Here is a 15,239-nt window from a genome sequence, read left to right on the forward strand (position 1 = left end):
CGCCAGCGCGGTGACGGCGACTGGCGTGTCGGCCGCACGATGATGTGTCCATGGCGGACGACCGGACACAAAAGGTGGCTCGCCCGTCGCTCAGCAGGCAGCTCCTGCCCGCCGTGCACGGGCTGCTCGCGCGACCCCTCTCCTCGTACTACCTGCTGATCGCCAGCTCGAGCCTGCTGCTGCTGATCGGGCTCACCATGGTCTTCTCGGCCACGAGCGTGAAGGCGTACCGGGACAACGGGAACGCCTTCTCCGCGATCGCCAACCAGGCCGTGTACGCGTTGCTCGGTCTCGTGGCGTTCTGGATCTGCCAGCGGCTGCCCGCCGGCACGCTGCGCGACCTCGGCAAGTACATCCTCGGCGCGGCGGTCGTGCTGCTCGGCATCCTCGACGTGATCCGGGCGCTCTACTCGGTCGGTGTGCTCGGCCACGCGGGGATCGGCCCGATCCGCACCAACCTGCTGTGGCTGTACTTCGGCCCGATCGGCCTCCAGCCGGCCGAGCTGGCCAAGCTCGGCATGGTGCTGTGGGGCGCCGACGTGATCGCCCGCAAGGGGCCGGCGCTCGGGCACTGGCGCGAGCTGGCCCGGCCGCTGTTCCCGGTCGTCGGCCTCCTGTTCGTGCTGGTCGGCTACAACGACCTGGGCACGATGCTGATCCTGCTCGCGCTGATCGTCGGCCTGCTCTGGGCGGCGGGCGTACGGCTGCGGGTCTTCGCCGCGCTCGGGGTGCTCGGCCTGGCCGGCGTCGGCCTGCTGATCGCGGCGGCCTCCGGCGGCGCCGGCTCGGGCTCGGCCGACGGGGAGAACTACCGGCTCGCCCGGCTCACGAACTTCCTGCAGCCGATCGAGAAGTGCAACCTCGCCGACGAGTGCTACCAGATCATCCAGGCCCGCTCGGCGATCTTCGAGGGCGGCTGGTTCGGCGTCGGCCTCGGCAAGGGCGTGCTCAAGTGGAACTGGCTGCCCGAGGCCTCGAACGACTTCATCTTCGGCGTGGTGGCCGAGGAGCTGGGCGTGGTCGGCTGCTCGGTGATCCTGGCGCTGTTCTCGGTGCTGGCCTACACCGGCTTCCGGATCGCCCGCCGCTCGGCCGACCCGTTCCGCCGCCTGGCCGCCACCGCGATCACCACCTGGCTGGTCACCCAGGCCGTCATCAACATCGGCGGCGTCACCAAGATGCTGCCGATCACCGGTGTCCCGCTCCCGTTCATCTCCGCTGGTGGCAGCGCCCTGGTCGTGACGCTGGCGGCGATCGGGATGCTCGCCTCCTTCGCCCGCGCCGAGCCGGACGCGGCCAAGGCCCTGAACGCCCGTCCGCCCTCGAGATGGGTACGGCTAGTCTGGGCCCCGCTGCCGCCACTACCCCCGCAACGGCAGCCGGGACCGAAGTCCGGCCGGACGCCCGAGGGCGCGGGGGCCGGAAGGAGACGGTGATGAGCTCGCTGCGGTCGGTCGTGCTCGCCGGGGGAGGCACCGGCGGTCACATCTATCCGCTGCTCGCCTTCGCCGACGCGCTGCGGAGGCACTTCCCCCAGGTGCGGATCACGACGCTGGGCAGTCCCAAGGGCATGGAGAACGAGCTGATCCCGCCGGCCGGCTACGACCTGCGGGTGATCCCGGCGTTCCAGCTGCCGCGCTCGATCAACATGAACCTGCTGCGCACCCCCGACCGGATGTGGAAGTCGGCGCACGCGGCCGGCAAGATCCTCGACGAGGTGCAGGCCGACGTGGTGGTCGGCTTCGGCGGCTACGTGTCGGTCCCGGCCTACCTGGCGGCGTGGCGGCGGGAGCTGCCCATCGTCATCCACGAGGTGAACGTGCCGCCGGGGGTGGCCAACCGGATGGGCATGAAGTTCACCAAGAACGTGGCGGTCGGCTTCCCGCAGCAGCCGCAGCAGGCCGAGTCGCTGAAGGACGCGCGGGTCGTCGGCGTGCCGCTACGCACGGCCATCTCGCATCTCGACCGCGCGGCGCTGCGGCCGCAGGCGCTCTACCAGTTCGGCCTGCGTCCCGACCTGCCGGTGCTGTTCGTCTCGGGCGGCTCGTCCGGTGCGCGCACCATCAACCTGGCGGTGGCGGCGGCGGCCAAGCGTCTCGCCCACGCCGGCGTTCAGGTGCTGCACGTGCAGGGCGGGCGCAACGAGCCGTTCGAGGTGCCCAACGACCTTCCCGTCCCGTACGTGGTGGTGCCGTACCTGTCCGACATGCAGCTCGGATATGCGGCCGCCGACCTCATGCTGTGCCGGGGCGGCGCGATCACCGTGGCCGAGACGACCGCGCTCGGCGTGCCCGCCGTCTACGTGCCCTACCCGCACAGCAACCAGGAGCAGCGCCGCAACGCGCTGCCCGTGGTCGAGGCGGGCGGCGGCGTCCTGGTCGACAACAGCGAGCTCACCCCCGAGTGGATCGAGCAGCACATCATCCCGTTGGCACGCGACCGGCAGCGGCTCGCGATGATGGGCGCGGCCGCGTCGCGGTACGGACGCCGCGACGGTGACGAGGCCCTCCTGGAGTTTGTGTTGGAAGCGGTGGCGAAGGCGCGATGATCTCTTCTTCCGAGCTCACCCCGGCCGGCGAGTTGACCGCCGAGGACCTGGGCAGCGTGCACCTGATCGGCATCGGTGGCGTGGGCATGGGCGGCCTGGCCCGCCTGCTGCTCACCCGCGGCGTCCCGGTCTCGGGCAGCGAGCTGCGCGAGTGGCCGGCGCTGGCCGCCCTGCGCGCGCTCGGCGGCACGATCCACATGTCGCACGTCGCGGAGAACCTGGACGGCGTCGACACGGTGGTCTACTCGACCGCGATCCCGCAGGACCACCTCGAACTGGTCGAGGCCCGGCGCCGGGGCCTGCGGATCATGCACCGCTCCGAGGCGCTCGCCGCCGCCATGACCAACCGGCAGACGATCGCGGTGGCCGGCACCCACGGCAAGACCACCACCACGTCGATCATGACGGTGATCCTCCAGCACGCCGGGCAGGACCCGTCGTTCGTGATCGGCGGCGAGATCTCCGAAGCGGGGTCGAACGGGCACCACGGCACCGGGCCGCACTTCGTGGCCGAGGCCGACGAGAGCGACAAGTCGTTCCTGATCTACCGGCCGCACGTCGCGATCATCACCAACATCGAGGCCGATCACCTCAACAACTGGGGCGACCTGGACGGCCTGAAGGCCGGCTTCCTCGAGTTCGCTTCCCTCACCGACGACTCCGGATTTGTCGTGACCTGCGCCGACGACCCCGGCACCGAGGAGTTGATCGCAGCACTCCGCGCGGCCGGGCGGACGGTCTACACCTACGGCGAGTCGCCCTCCGCCGACCTGCGCCTCAGCGACGTGGTCTCGACCGTGAGCGGGGTGCGCTACCAGGCCGCCTTGGACGGGGAGTCGCTGGGCGAGATCAAGCTGGCGCTGCCGGGGCGGCACATGGGCCTCAACAGTGCGGCGGCGGTGCTCACCGCGCTGCGCCTGGGCATGCCGCTCGACAAGATCACCGAGGCGCTGGCGTCCTTCCCCGGTGTGCGGCGCCGCTTCGAGCGCAAGGGCATCGCGGCCGGCGTGCGCGTCTACGACGAGTACGCGTACCACCCGACTTCGGTCAAGGCGGCGCTGCTGACGCTGCGCGAGGTGGCCGGCGACGGCAAGCTGCTGGTGGTCTTCCAGCCGTACCGGGTCTACCGCACCCGCGACCTGCAGGCCGAGCTGGCCGAGGCGCTGTCGATCGCCGACCAGACCGTCGTCATGGAGGTCTTCGGGCCGGGCGAGGTGCGCCAGCCGGGCGAGGGCGGGGTCGCGCTGACCGCGGCGATCGACCTGCCGGCCGATCGGAAGGTGTTCGTGCCCGACTGGGAGGACGTGCCGGCCGAGGTCGTGCGCCGCAGCCGGCCGGGCGACGTGGTGGTGACCATGGGCGCGCCGCCGATCTCGCTGATGGGTGACGAGCTGCTGGCCGCGCTGGCCGGAGAGGGCGAATCGGGGGCCTGACATGAGCGGGGGCGGCGGGCGCAACTGGCGGCTGGTCCGGGCGAATACCGACGCGGTGCCGTCCTCGGCCCGGCGGTTCATGGCGCGCGCCCGCCAGCGCCGGCTCAAGGCCGCGATGCCGTGGGCGGTGGCGGCCGGCGTGCTGGTCGTCGCCGGCGCGCTGACCTGGCTGGTCTACGGCACGTCGGTGCTCGGCGTGCGCGACGTCAAGGTGGTCGGTGTCCAGCTGATCAGCCCGGTCCAGGTGCAGGACGCGGCGGCGGTGCCGGCCGACGAGCCGCTGGCCCGGGTCGACGTCGACGGCGTGCGCGCCCGGGTGCGGGCCATCCCCGCCGTCGACCGGGTGACCGTCAAGCGCGGCTGGCCGTCCACGCTCGTGATCGAGGTCGTCGAGCGCACGCCGGTCGCGGCCGTGCCGACCTCCCCGGGCAAGCTCCAGCTGATCGACGGGACCGGCGTGCCGTACCGGGAAGTCGCGAAGAAGCCCGACGGCCTGCCGCTGATGCGCCTCACCGCGCCCGGTCCCTCCGATGTGAACACCAGGTCGGCGCTGCGGGTGCTCGCCGCGCTCAGCCCCGACCTGCGCGAGCAGCTGGTCGCGGTCTCGGCCGCGGCGCCGGCGCAGATCAAGCTCGAGTTGAGCAAGGACCGCACGGTGGTCTGGGGCGACGACACCGCCAGCGAGACCAAGAGCCAGGTGGCGACCGCGCTGCTGAAGAAGGCGGGCAAGGAGATCGACGTCAGCGCCCCGACAGTGGTCACGATCCGCTGACGGACTTTTCGGACATCGGGGCAGGAACGGCGTATTTTTCCAGAGGTTACGGCCGCGTCGGATATTCGCCACGCAAGCGGGCTTCGACACGCCGCGCCGGTCCTTGGTTGAGGCCAGTCCGCCGCTTACGTTGCCTCCAGAGGTTGAATGGTTGACATAACCCTAAGCCTCTAGTAGAGGGTGAGGGTTTCCTCGCCCTCCCTTGTACGGCAGCGGATGTCGAGTTGCGGTTCCTGGCCGGACCGCACGGGGCCCACGACGTCCGCCAACCCCGGAAGGGAAGGCTGAGCCCTGATGACACCTCCACACAACTACCTGGCGGTCATCAAGGTCGTCGGGATCGGCGGCGGCGGCGTCAACGCCGTGAACCGCATGATCGAGGTGGGGCTCAAGGGTGTCGAGTTCATCGCGATCAACACCGACGCCCAGGCGCTGTTGATGAGTGACGCCGACGTCAAGCTCGACGTCGGCCGGGAACTGACCCGCGGCCTCGGCGCCGGCGCCCAGCCCGAGGTCGGCAAGAACGCCGCCGAGGACCACCGGGACGAGATCGAAGAGGTGCTCAAGGGCGCCGACATGGTCTTCGTGACCTGTGGTGAGGGCGGCGGCACCGGCACCGGCGGCGCGCCCGTAGTGGCGAACATCGCCCGCAAGCTCGGCGCGCTCACCATCGGCGTGGTCACCCGGCCGTTCTCGTTCGAGGGCAAGCGGCGCCAGGTGCAGGCCGAGTCGGGCATCGACGAGCTCCGCAACCAGTGCGACACGCTCATCGTGATCCCGAACGACCGGCTGCTCGCGCTCGGCGACCGCGGCATCAGCATGATGGACGCGTTCCGCCAGGCCGACCAGGTGCTCCTGTCCGGCGTGCAGGGCATCACCGACCTGATCACCACGCCGGGTCTGATCAACCTGGACTTCGCCGACGTCAAGAGCGTCATGAGCGGTGCCGGCAGCGCGCTCATGGGCATCGGCTCGGCCCGCGGCGACAACCGCGCGGTCGAGGCGGCCGAGAAGGCGATCTCCAGCCCGCTGCTCGAGCAGAGCATGGACGGCGCGCGCGGCGTGCTGCTGTCCATCGCCGGCGGCTCCGACCTCGGCCTGTTCGAGATCAACGACGCGGCGCAGCTGGTCACCGACGCGGCCCACCCGGACGCGAACATCATCTTCGGCGCGGTCATCGACGACGCTCTCGGCGACGAGGTGCGGGTCACCGTGATCGCGGCCGGGTTCGACGGCGGCACCCCGTCGTACAAGCCGGCCGAGCCGGCCCGGAAGGTCGCGCCTCCGGCGCAGCCGACCGCGGCGCCCGCCGCCACCACGGCCGCCCCGGTGCCGGCCGCACAGATGCCGGCCGCGCCGGTGCAGACGCCGCGCCGGGTGCTCTTCGACGACGTGGACGTTCCGGACTTCCTCAAGAACGGTTCGTGACCGGCGCCGCCGGCCGCCGCGACGAGCTCGCGGCCTCGCTCGCCGAGGTCCGGGAGCGGATCGCCCGCGCCTGTTCGGCCGCGGGGCGGCCGGCGGAGGAGGTCACCCTGGTCGCGGTGACCAAGACCTATCCGGCAAGCGATGTCGTGCTGCTGGCCGGGCTCGGCGTCACCGACGTCGGGGAGAACCGCGACCAGGAGGCCGCGCCCAAGGCTCGCGCCGTGCGGGCCGAAGGCCTGACGCCGCGGTGGCACTTCATCGGCCAGCTGCAACGCAACAAGGCGAAGTCGGTGGCCGGGTACGCCGACGTGGTCGAGTCGGTCGACTCGGTGCGGCTGGCGGCCGCTCTCGCGGCCGCCGCCGAGGCCCGGTCGCGGGAGATCGACGTGCTGGTCCAGGTGAGCATCGACGGCGATCCGTCCCGGGGCGGAGCGATCGGCGACGATCTCTGGCGGATATCCGACGCCGTGGCGGCCTCGTCGTCGCTGCGGCTGGGCGGCCTCATGGCGGTGGCGCCGCTCGACTGGGACCCGGATCGTGCGTTCGAGCAGCTGGCCGTGTTGTCGGCGCGGCTGGTGAAGGCGCATCCGGACGCGACCGCGATCTCGGCCGGGATGAGCGGCGACCTCGAGGCGGCCGTCCGGCACGGCGCGACACACGTCCGGATCGGCACTTCTTTGCTCGGAATGCGAAACCCGCTGCGGTAGCCTTGCGGCGGGCAGCAAACTACATAGGTGTTATTTGACACCGCGGGTCGCCTCAGTCCGTTTCGGACTTCCGGCTCGTGCAAGGGGGGACTGCGGTACGCCGAGGGGGTGCGGGCCGCGCGGCGGACAAAAGGTGGGGGACATGGCTGGTCGGGTCGGCACTTTCGCCCAGGTGCGGAATGAGGTGGGGGCATGAGCGCGCTTCGGAAGGCGGGCGTCTGGCTGGGCCTCGTCGAGGAGGACGACGACCGCGGGTACGACGACCGTGGCTATCGCGAGACCTCGTACCGCGACCGTGACCGGGACCGCGACCGCGATCGGGATCGCGACCGATACTCGTCCGACCGTTACGCCGACGAGTTCGCGGACGAGGACGACGACGTCGAGGAGGAGCGGTCGGTGCCGCGCGCCCGCAGCGACCGCGCGCGGATCTCCGAGCGGCTCTCCCGGGCCGACCTGGACGACCACGATCGGGTGGAAACCGCGGATCGGGCCCGCGTGCGTTCCATCACGCGGTCGACCACGTCGAGCGAGCCGGCGACTCCGCTCAGCTACGCCACCCGGGACAATCTGGCCCTCGCGCCGCAGCAGGTGCACACCCCGCAGCCGCAGGCGCGACCGGTCGAGGAGGAGCAGCGGTACCAGATCACCACGCTGCACCCGACCACATACCGGGAAGCGCGGACCATCGGCGAGCACTTCCGCGACGGCGTTCCGGTCATCATCAATCTCACCGAGATGGATGAGGGTGACGCCCGCCGGCTGGTGGACTTCGCGGCCGGTCTCGCGTTCGGCCTACGCGGTACGATCGAGCGCGTGACCAACCGGGTTTTCCTGCTCTCGCCGGCAAATGTCCAGGTCACCGCGGAGGACAAGGCCAAGATCGCTGAGGGTGGGTTCTTCAACCAGAGCTGACCCCGAACGAGGGACCCTCAGACGTGCTGTCGATCCTGTTCCAAGTCCTCTATCTCATCGTCTACCTCTTCTTCCTGGTCCTGCTGGCCCGGTTCGTCCTGTCCGCGGTGCTCCAGTACGGACGGCGGTGGCAGCCCGGTCGCGGCGCCTCGGCGGCACTCGAGGCGGTGTGGACCGTCACCGATCCGCCTCTCAAGGCGTTGAGGCGTGTGATCCCACCGCTGCGCATTGGTAACGTGAGCTTGGACCTGGCTTTCATCGTGCTGCTGGTTATCCTGTTCGTGCTCATGACATTCGTGCTTCAAAGCCTGATCATCGCGTACAGCTAGACAGCAGCCCCACCGCGGCCGCAACTGACCCGAGGAGTTTCGATGCCGCTGACCCCGGCCGACGTGCACAACGTCGCCTTCAAGAAGCCCCCGATCGGCAAGCGGGGGTACGACGAGGAGGAGGTCGACGCCTTCCTTGACGAGGTCGAGCGCGAGCTCGCCCGTCTGATCGAGGAGAACAACGAGCTGCGCGCCCAGGTGGAGCGCGGTGGACGGGGCGGCGCGCCAGCCGTCTCGGGCGCCGACCCCCGCCTCGCGGCCGAGCTCAACGACGTCAAGGCCCAGCTCGACCGTGTGCAGCGGGACAAGGCTCAGGCCGAGCAGGCGGCCCGCCAGATGCAGGCCGAGCTGGAGCAGGTCCGGGCCCAGGGCCCGGTCGGCGCTCCCGCCGGTGGCACCGGCGACGGCGAGCAGCAGGCGCTGCGGGTGCTCATGATGGCCCAGCGCACCGCCGACGACCACGTCGCCGACGCCCGCCGCGAGGCCGACAAGCTCCTCTCCGACGCCCGTTCCAAGGCCGAGGAGGTCACCCGCGAGGCCCGCGCCAAGGCCGACGCCCTCGAGCGTGACGCCCGCCAGCGCCACCAGGAGGCCATGGGTGGCCTGGACGCGAAGCGGACCGCGCTGCAGAAGCACATCGAGGAGCTCAAGCAGTTCGAGCGGGAGTACCGCACGCGGCTGAAGGCCTACCTGGAGAGCCAGCTGCGCGACCTCGACGGCCGGGGCCAGGGCCTCGAGGCCGAGATGTCGCGCGCCGACTCGAGCCGGGCGGTCGGCGGCTCCGGCGGTCTCGCCGCGGCCGGTCTCGCCGGGTCGTACGGCGGCAGCCGCACCGGCGCCATCGAGTCCGGACGCTGATCCCCGAGCGCCCCTAGCAAGTTGCCCCCGGTACCACGACGAGGATGAGCCATGATCGTTGTTAGCCTGCTGCTCATCCTCGTCGCGGTGACGCTGCTCGCGCTGGGCCTCACCGGCGGATCGAGCACCCTCCTGATCAGCTCGATCGTGGCCAGCCTGCTGGCCGCGGTCGCGCTGGTCATCGGCGCGCGCCAGAACGCCGGCCGCCGGGCGGCCGCCGGCGAGACGGCGCCGGACCCCGCCGCTCCCGAGTTCGCCGCGGAGGCCGCGCCGCCGGAGCGCAGCACCGACGATTTTGCCGGGCCGGGCCCGGTGTTCGCCGCCGAATCGGCCGAGTCCGATTTGTCAGATAGGCGGGAAACGATCCGCCTGGACGCGGTCGACGAAAATTCTGGCAACGAAAATCTTGGCGGGCCGATCGACGCTCCGCTCCTCGACGAGCGCGATGCCTTCGAGGCCGGCCGCCGGGACGCCGCCGCCGCCATGGCCGCCGCCGCGGGCGCGCGCCGCGAGGACGAGCCCGACTACGACCGCGCGGCCGAGGCGATCCACTCGGCCCGGGCCGAGGACGACGACGAGCCCCCGTGGCGTACCCACGCCGAGCCCGCGTTCGCGCAGGCCGAACCGGCCGCGGACGACCACGAGTTCGCCGATGCGGACGACGACGACCCGGCCGACGAGCCGCTGCCGCAGGCGGTCAGCCCCTCCGACGCGGTGCGGGTGGCCCGGCTTGACGCCGAGGTCCTGGTCGTCGACGGCCGGCCCCGCTACCACCTGCCCGAGTGCCCGCACCTGGTCGGCCGGCTCACCGAGCCGATCCCGGTGAACGAGGCGGTCGAGCTCGGCTTCAGCCCGTGCGGGCTGTGCCGGCCGGTCGAGCGCCTGGTCGCCGCCGCCGTCCGGCACTGAGCGGCGAACGGGGCGGGCAGAACCGCCGGTTGAGCCGGTGCCCGGCCACACCCCGTGATCGGCACAATGGGGCATGGTTTCCGGGCGTTCCTCAGCAGACCTCTCCGTCCCCGTCCGCGTCCGGCCCGGCGCCGGCCGCGACCGGGTCGGCGGCCGCTACGAGGGTCCGCACGGTCCCGCGCTGATCGTCGCGGTGAGCGCGCCGGCCGTCGACGGCAAGGCCACCGAGGCGGCGCGGCGGGCGCTGGCCGGCGCCCTGGCGGTGCGGGCCGGCGACGTGACGCTGCGGATCGGCGCGACGAGCCGCGACAAGGTCTTCACGGTGCCGGCCGGCGAGGACGTCCGGGCCCGGCTGACCCGGCTGCGCGACGGCGCCGGAACCCCGTGACGGGAAACCTCGACCTCGCGCTGCTCATCGGCGCCGCGGTGCTGCTGGTGGCGGTGGCCGCGGTGCGTCTCTCGACCCGGGTCGGCCTGCCCAGCCTCCTGGTCTACCTGCTGATCGGCATGGCCCTCGGCGAGTCCGGCTTCGGCATCCGCTTCGACGACGCCGAGCTGACCCGCACCCTGGGCTTCTGCGCGCTCATCCTGATCATCGCCGAGGGCGGCCTGACCGCCCGCTGGAGCACGCTGCGCCCGGTGCTCGGGCTGAGCGCCTCCCTGGCGACCGTCGGCGTGCTGGTCAGCATCGCGGTGGTCGGGCTGTGCGTCCATCTGGTCCTCGGTCTGAATTGGCGATTGGCGCTGCTGTACGGCGCCGTGCTGTCCTCGACCGACGCCGCCGCCGTCTTCGCGACGCTGCGCCGGCTGCGACTGCCGCCGCGGCTGGTGGCCACCCTCGAGGCCGAGTCGGGCCTCAACGACGCCCCGGTGGTGATCCTGGTGGTGCTGCTGAGCGCGGCGCCCGAGGGCGGGCACCCCTGGTGGTACGAGGTGGTGCTGGTCACCTACGAGCTGGCGGCCGGGGCCGCGATCGGGCTGGCGGTGGGCGCGGCCGGCCGCTGGACGCTGCGGCACGCCGCGCTGCCCTCGGCCGGGCTCTACCCGATCGCCGCGGTCGGGCTCACCGTGCTCGCGTACGCGGCCGGGGCGGTGGTCCACGCGTCCGGCTTCCTCGCCGTCTACGTGACCGGGGTGGTGCTCGGCAACGGCCGCCTGCCGCACCGGCGGGCCGTGCTCGGCTTCGCCGACGGGCTCGCCTGGGTCGCCCAGATCGGCCTGTTCGTGCTCCTGGGCCTGCTCGCCTCGCCCGAGCGGCTGGGTGGCGCGCTGGTGCCGGCCCTGGTCGTGGGCCTGGCGCTGGTGCTGCTGGCCCGTCCGCTGTCGGTGATCGTGGCGGCCGTCCTCGCCCGCCCGGCCCGCGGCGGCCGGTTCTTCGGGCGGCGCGGCGTGCCCGACTCGCTCCGGGTGGGCTGGCGGGGCACCGCCTTCCTCTCCTGGGCCGGGCTGCGCGGCGCGGTGCCGATCGTGCTGGCCACCATTCCGCTCTCGGCCGGCACGGCGGGCGCGGACGGCCTGTTCGACGCCGTCTTCGTGCTGGTCATCATCTTCACGCTGGTGCAGGCGAGCACCCTCGGCCCGGCGTCGCGGCTGCTCGGGGTCACCGCGCCGGACGAGCCGGCCGAGATCCACGTGGAGACGGCGCCGCTGGAGAACATGCACGCCGACCTGCTCCAGCTCGACGTGTCGCCCGGCTCGCGGCTGGCCGGGGTCTACGTCGACGAGCTGCGGCTGCCGGCCGGCGCCTCGGTGACGCTGGTGGTGCGCGACGGCGCCGGCTTCGTGCCCGGCCCGGACACCCGCCTGCGAACCGGGGACGCCCTGCTCATCGTGGCCACGGCGGCCGTGCGCGACGCGGCCGAGCGGCGGCTGCGGGCGGTGAGCCGGCGCGGGCGGCTGGCCCGCTGGTTCGGCGAGGAGGGACGGGAGGAGCCGGCCCGGTGAATCGAATTGGGAACGGTCGGGTATCCGACCGGGAGATTTACGACCTTTGTCGCGCCAAGATCGTGTACCCGTGTTGTCGCTTCCCGATACGTTCCGTATCCTTGCCACCCTCCGGAGTGCGCGGCTGACCGTTCAGCCGCGCCGTTTGTGCAGGTGGGGCAAGATCTACGGCGGCGTCGGGCTCGCGGCGCCGGATGCCGGCGCTCACCGGCACGACAAAGGGGACGGGCGGGGCGACCCGCGCCCGTCCTGACGACACGCTGATCGCCGCGCCGGGGGGTGCGGCCGAGGGAGCGACTATGGCCAAGGCAACCGAGACCAGGACCGCCACGACCGCCAAGGCCGCCACGAAGCGGACCCGCAGCGCCGCCGAGACGGAGAAGATCCGGGTGGCGCTGACCGAGCGCCGCGACGAGCTGCAGCAGGAGTACGACCAGTCCCTCAGCGAGATCTCCGACCTCCAGCGGGAGCGGCTCGCCGACTCGGCCGGCGACGACCAGGCCGACACCGGCACCAAGACGTTCGAGCGCGAGCAGGAGATCACCCTCGCCAACAACCTGCTCGAGCGGATCACACAGGTGGAGCGCGCCATCGACCGGCTCGGCGAGGGGAACTACGGTTGGTGCGAGCGGTGCGGCAACCCGATCCCGGTCGAGCGACTGGCGGCGTTCCCGTCCGCGACTCTCTGTGTGTCCTGCAAGCAGTTGGAGGAACGACGCTGAACGCTGACGAGGCGGAGGGCGCGACCGCGGTGCGGCCCGAGCCGGAGGCGAAGCCCCGGTTCAGTCCCCGTGCCGTGGCGGTGCTCGGCATCACGGCCGCGCTGGCCGTGGCGCTCGACCAGTGGGTGAAATGGCTGTGCACCGAGCACCTGACCGAGGGCGAGCCGGTGCGGATCCTCGGCGGGCTGGTCTACCTGTCGCTCCTGCGCAACAGCGGGGCGGCATTCAGCATGGGCAGCGAGCACACCTGGGTGTTCCCGGTGATCACGCTGGTGGTCATCGGCTGGATCGTCTTCATGGCGACGCGGCTGCGTTCCCTGCCCTGGGCGATCTCGCTCGGGCTGGTGCTCGGCGGCGCGTTCGGCAACCTGGCCGACCGGCTGTTCCGCGCGCCGGGACCGTTCCAGGGCCACGTGGTCGACATGATCAGCCTCTTCGCGCCGTACGCGGAGAAGTTCGCGGTCTTCAACGTGGCCGACAGCTGCCTGTCGGTCGGCGTGGCGCTCGCGGTCGTGCTCGAGCTCACCGGGCGGCAACGGGACGGCCGGCGGGCCGTACGCAAGAAGGCGGAACCCGCATCGTGACCCAGCGCTCCCTGCCGGTGCCCGACGGGCTCGACGGCATGCGGCTCGACCAGGTGATCTCCCGGCTCTTCGGGCTGTCCCGCACGGCGGCGGCGACCCTGGTCGAGGCCGGCGACGCGCTGGTCGACGGCTACCCGCGGCCCAAGTCGGACAAGGTCACGGCCGGCTCCTGGCTCGAGGTGACCCTGCCGGCGCCGGCGACCGCGCCGGTCGTGGTGGCCGAGCCGGTGACCGGGCTGGCCATCGTCTACAGCGACGACGACATCGTGGTGGTCGACAAGCCGGTCGGCGTGGCCGCCCACCCGAGCCCCGGCTGGACCGGCCCGACCGTGGTCGGCGGCCTGGCGGCGATGGGGCAGAACGTGGCGACCAGCGGCGCGGCCGAGCGCCAGGGCATCGTGCACCGCCTCGACGTCGGCACCACGGGGCTCATGGTGGTGGCGAAGAGCGAGATCGCGTACAGCGTCCTCAAGCGCGCCTTCAAGGAGCGCGAGGTCGACAAGCGGTACCACGCGGTCGTGCAGGGCCACCTCGACCCGCTGCGCGGCACCATCGACGCGCCGATCGACCGGCACCCCACCGCCGACTACAAGTACGCGGTGATGTCGTCGGGCAAGCCGAGCGTCACCCACTACGACACGCTCGAGGCGTTCCGGGCCGCCAGCCTGGTCGACGTGAAGCTCGAGACCGGCCGCACGCACCAGATCCGGGTGCACTTCTCGGCCCTGCGCCACCCGTGCGCCGGCGACCTCACCTACGGCGCCGACCCCACCCTCGCGGCCCGGCTCAAGCTGAGCCGGCAGTGGCTGCACGCCCGAGAATTGGGGTTCCTCCACCCCCGAACGCACGATGAGGTCCGGTTCGTCAGCGACTACCCTGACGACCTGAAGTACGCGCTGGACGTGCTTCAGGACGCGAGCTGACCTCGGGGAGCAACACGTGGGGCCCGCGGAACACGAGCGGGAGCCGACGACGGGCACGGTCCTGCTGCGCGCCATGATCGGGGTCGCGATCGTCTCGGCCGCCGCCCTGCTGCTGGCGATCGTCTGGGCGAGCCGGCGGGACGGCGAGGCGCCCGGCGCGGCCGGCGAGTTGATCCAGGTCGGCGTCGTGCCGGGGCAGTCGGTCGCCGGTTACCTCCGTTCGGCCCGCGCCGACCTGGCCGCCCTCGGCGACCCGTCGGCGCCTCCGGCCGGCGACATGTGGGCGCTGGTCAGCCTCGACGACTACGTGCCGCCGGGCGCCCTGCCGGGCATGCTCGACGGCGTCGCGGTCGCGCAGGTCTACACCCGGGTGCCGGTGGCCGGGCGGCACACCCAGGTGGTGCGGATCGCGGCCTACCGGCTGCCGGCCGACGTGATGTCGGGCATGCTCGACGCCGCCCTCCAGCGCGACCGGGAGAAGGCGGAGTACCTCCAGCTCGGCCGCCGGATCGGCGGGGAGGACGCGAACGCGGCGCGGGCCCGCAGCGCGTACGAGTCGGCCGCCCGCACCGCCGGGACGGAGGCCGACGCGTACCGCAGCGGTTGTGCCTGTGTCTTCGCGGCCGTGGTCCGCGCCGCCCCCGGCGCGTTGCAGGGGGTCGCGGACCGGCCGGGGGTGCGTGCCGTCGATCCCGCGCCCGAGGTGTGGCGGCTCGACCGGGCCGAGTTCCGGCCGCCGCTGCCGGAGCAGGACGGGACGATCCCGGCGGAACCGAGCGGATCTCCGATTCCTGTGCCAAACGACGGTTCAGCCATTGCCTCGTGGACGCCCGCGCCGATACTGTCTTCGTCCGGGCTCCCTGTGACATCCGACTCACCGGCGAGCATCCGCCCCCTGCCCGATTCCTCTCTCCCGGCACCGCACGAGCGCCCCGCAGTGCCGTCAGCCACATCCGTGAGCGCTGCCAAGTTCTTGATCGACAGCATCTCGGGCGTCGTCCGCACGTTAGGTTCCTCGTCCGCCACCCGTACGGACGGCCAGTCGATCACGACTGTGGCGCTCGAGTTCGATCGAGGAGAATGACCGGGGATGTTCGGTCGGGCAGTGGCCCGAAGACGGTTCGCTCCGTAGCCTGTCATGGGCCGCCGTGGGCGGGCGCCGGCCGT

General features: G+C 72.3%; 15 protein-coding genes and 1 pseudogene. All 16 read left to right on the forward strand.

Translation table 11 applies throughout. The annotated features are described in order from the left end of the window. Positions 1-50 precede the first annotated feature (50 nt). On the forward strand, positions 51-1,436 hold the full coding sequence (locus tag ACQP2F_RS09785; RefSeq protein ID WP_433302666.1) for an FtsW/RodA/SpoVE family cell cycle protein: 1,386 nt from the start codon (positions 51-53) through the stop codon (positions 1,434-1,436). Beyond that, positions 1,436-2,548, forward strand: coding sequence for an undecaprenyldiphospho-muramoylpentapeptide beta-N-acetylglucosaminyltransferase (gene murG / locus ACQP2F_RS09790; protein WP_433302668.1), 1,113 nt, complete (start codon positions 1,436-1,438; stop codon positions 2,546-2,548). Before ACQP2F_RS09785 ends, murG begins: the two co-directional genes overlap by 1 nt. After that, complete coding sequence (murC, locus tag ACQP2F_RS09795) at positions 2,545-3,981, forward strand: UDP-N-acetylmuramate--L-alanine ligase (protein WP_433302670.1); 1,437 nt, start codon at positions 2,545-2,547, stop codon at positions 3,979-3,981. Before murG ends, murC begins: the two co-directional genes overlap by 4 nt. Position 3,982: 1 nt before the next feature. Next, on the forward strand, positions 3,983-4,753 hold the full coding sequence (locus ACQP2F_RS09800) for a cell division protein FtsQ/DivIB (RefSeq protein ID WP_433302672.1): 771 nt from the start codon (positions 3,983-3,985) through the stop codon (positions 4,751-4,753). A gap of 294 nt (positions 4,754-5,047) precedes the next feature. Continuing rightward, entirely contained in the window at positions 5,048-6,181 is a 1,134-nt protein-coding gene (ftsZ, locus tag ACQP2F_RS09805; RefSeq protein WP_433302673.1) for a cell division protein FtsZ, read from the forward strand. Then, positions 6,178-6,888 carry a YggS family pyridoxal phosphate-dependent enzyme gene (locus tag ACQP2F_RS09810; RefSeq protein ID WP_433302675.1) on the forward strand — a complete coding sequence of 237 codons (711 nt, stop codon included), beginning with the start codon at positions 6,178-6,180 and terminating at the stop codon, positions 6,886-6,888. Before ftsZ ends, ACQP2F_RS09810 begins: the two co-directional genes overlap by 4 nt. Positions 6,889-7,080: 192 nt before the next feature. Next, positions 7,081-7,803: a cell division protein SepF gene (locus ACQP2F_RS09815; protein WP_433302676.1), complete on the forward strand. Its 723-nt coding sequence runs from the start codon at positions 7,081-7,083 to the stop codon at positions 7,801-7,803. Positions 7,804-7,826: 23 nt separating this feature from the next. Beyond that, positions 7,827-8,132 carry a YggT family protein gene (locus ACQP2F_RS09820; protein ID WP_433302677.1) on the forward strand — a complete coding sequence of 102 codons (306 nt, stop codon included), beginning with the start codon at positions 7,827-7,829 and terminating at the stop codon, positions 8,130-8,132. A 42-nt stretch (positions 8,133-8,174) separates the two neighbouring features. Further along, entirely contained in the window at positions 8,175-8,990 is an 816-nt protein-coding gene (locus ACQP2F_RS09825) for a DivIVA domain-containing protein (RefSeq protein ID WP_433302679.1), read from the forward strand. 51 nt (positions 8,991-9,041) lie between these two features. Further along, positions 9,042-9,233 (forward strand): annotated as a pseudogene (locus ACQP2F_RS09830) (hypothetical protein); the annotation flags it as partial. Between the two features lie 739 nt (positions 9,234-9,972). After that, positions 9,973-10,287 (forward strand): DUF167 domain-containing protein, encoded by a 315-nt coding sequence (locus ACQP2F_RS09835; protein ID WP_433302681.1) that lies wholly within the window; start codon positions 9,973-9,975, stop codon positions 10,285-10,287. Further along, positions 10,284-11,843: a potassium/proton antiporter gene (locus tag ACQP2F_RS09840; RefSeq protein WP_433302683.1), complete on the forward strand. Its 1,560-nt coding sequence runs from the start codon at positions 10,284-10,286 to the stop codon at positions 11,841-11,843. The genes ACQP2F_RS09835 and ACQP2F_RS09840 overlap by 4 nt, the downstream gene beginning before the upstream one ends. A gap of 299 nt (positions 11,844-12,142) precedes the next feature. Then, positions 12,143-12,565, forward strand: a complete 423-nt coding sequence (locus ACQP2F_RS09845; RefSeq protein ID WP_433302684.1) for a TraR/DksA family transcriptional regulator — start codon at positions 12,143-12,145, stop codon at positions 12,563-12,565. Further along, entirely contained in the window at positions 12,466-13,149 is a 684-nt protein-coding gene (gene lspA, locus ACQP2F_RS09850; protein ID WP_433307427.1) for a signal peptidase II, read from the forward strand. The genes ACQP2F_RS09845 and lspA overlap by 100 nt, the downstream gene beginning before the upstream one ends. A 38-nt stretch (positions 13,150-13,187) precedes the next feature. Further along, positions 13,188-14,072, forward strand: a complete 885-nt coding sequence (locus ACQP2F_RS09855; protein ID WP_433307428.1) for an RluA family pseudouridine synthase — start codon at positions 13,188-13,190, stop codon at positions 14,070-14,072. A 16-nt stretch (positions 14,073-14,088) separates the two neighbouring features. After that, the gene (locus ACQP2F_RS09860; protein ID WP_433302686.1) at positions 14,089-15,156 is read left to right on the forward strand and encodes a hypothetical protein; all 1,068 of its coding nucleotides are present in this window, start codon (positions 14,089-14,091) and stop codon (positions 15,154-15,156) included. The last annotated feature ends 83 nt before the right edge of the window (positions 15,157-15,239 follow it).

It is taken from the genome of Actinoplanes sp. CA-030573, assembly GCF_050951115.1.
Classification (GTDB): Bacteria; Actinomycetota; Actinomycetes; order Mycobacteriales; family Micromonosporaceae; genus Actinoplanes.

What these genes read in the sequence shown, in the direction of transcription:
- ACQP2F_RS09785 (WP_433302666.1), top strand. Translation starts at nt 51, where the DNA reads ATGGCGGACGACCGGACACAAAAGGTGGCTCGCCCGTCGCTCAGCAGG.
- murG (WP_433302668.1), top strand. Translation starts at nt 1,436, where the DNA reads ATGAGCTCGCTGCGGTCGGTCGTGCTCGCCGGGGGAGGCACCGGCGGT.
- murC (WP_433302670.1), top strand. Translation starts at nt 2,545, where the DNA reads ATGATCTCTTCTTCCGAGCTCACCCCGGCCGGCGAGTTGACCGCCGAG.
- ACQP2F_RS09800 (WP_433302672.1), top strand. Translation starts at nt 3,983, where the DNA reads ATGAGCGGGGGCGGCGGGCGCAACTGGCGGCTGGTCCGGGCGAATACC.
- ftsZ (WP_433302673.1), top strand. Translation starts at nt 5,048, where the DNA reads ATGACACCTCCACACAACTACCTGGCGGTCATCAAGGTCGTCGGGATC.
- ACQP2F_RS09815 (WP_433302676.1), top strand. Translation starts at nt 7,081, where the DNA reads ATGAGCGCGCTTCGGAAGGCGGGCGTCTGGCTGGGCCTCGTCGAGGAG.
- ACQP2F_RS09825 (WP_433302679.1), top strand. Translation starts at nt 8,175, where the DNA reads ATGCCGCTGACCCCGGCCGACGTGCACAACGTCGCCTTCAAGAAGCCC.
- ACQP2F_RS09835 (WP_433302681.1), top strand. Translation starts at nt 9,973, where the DNA reads ATGGTTTCCGGGCGTTCCTCAGCAGACCTCTCCGTCCCCGTCCGCGTC.
- ACQP2F_RS09845 (WP_433302684.1), top strand. Translation starts at nt 12,143, where the DNA reads ATGGCCAAGGCAACCGAGACCAGGACCGCCACGACCGCCAAGGCCGCC.
- ACQP2F_RS09855 (WP_433307428.1), top strand. Translation starts at nt 13,188, where the DNA reads ATGCGGCTCGACCAGGTGATCTCCCGGCTCTTCGGGCTGTCCCGCACG.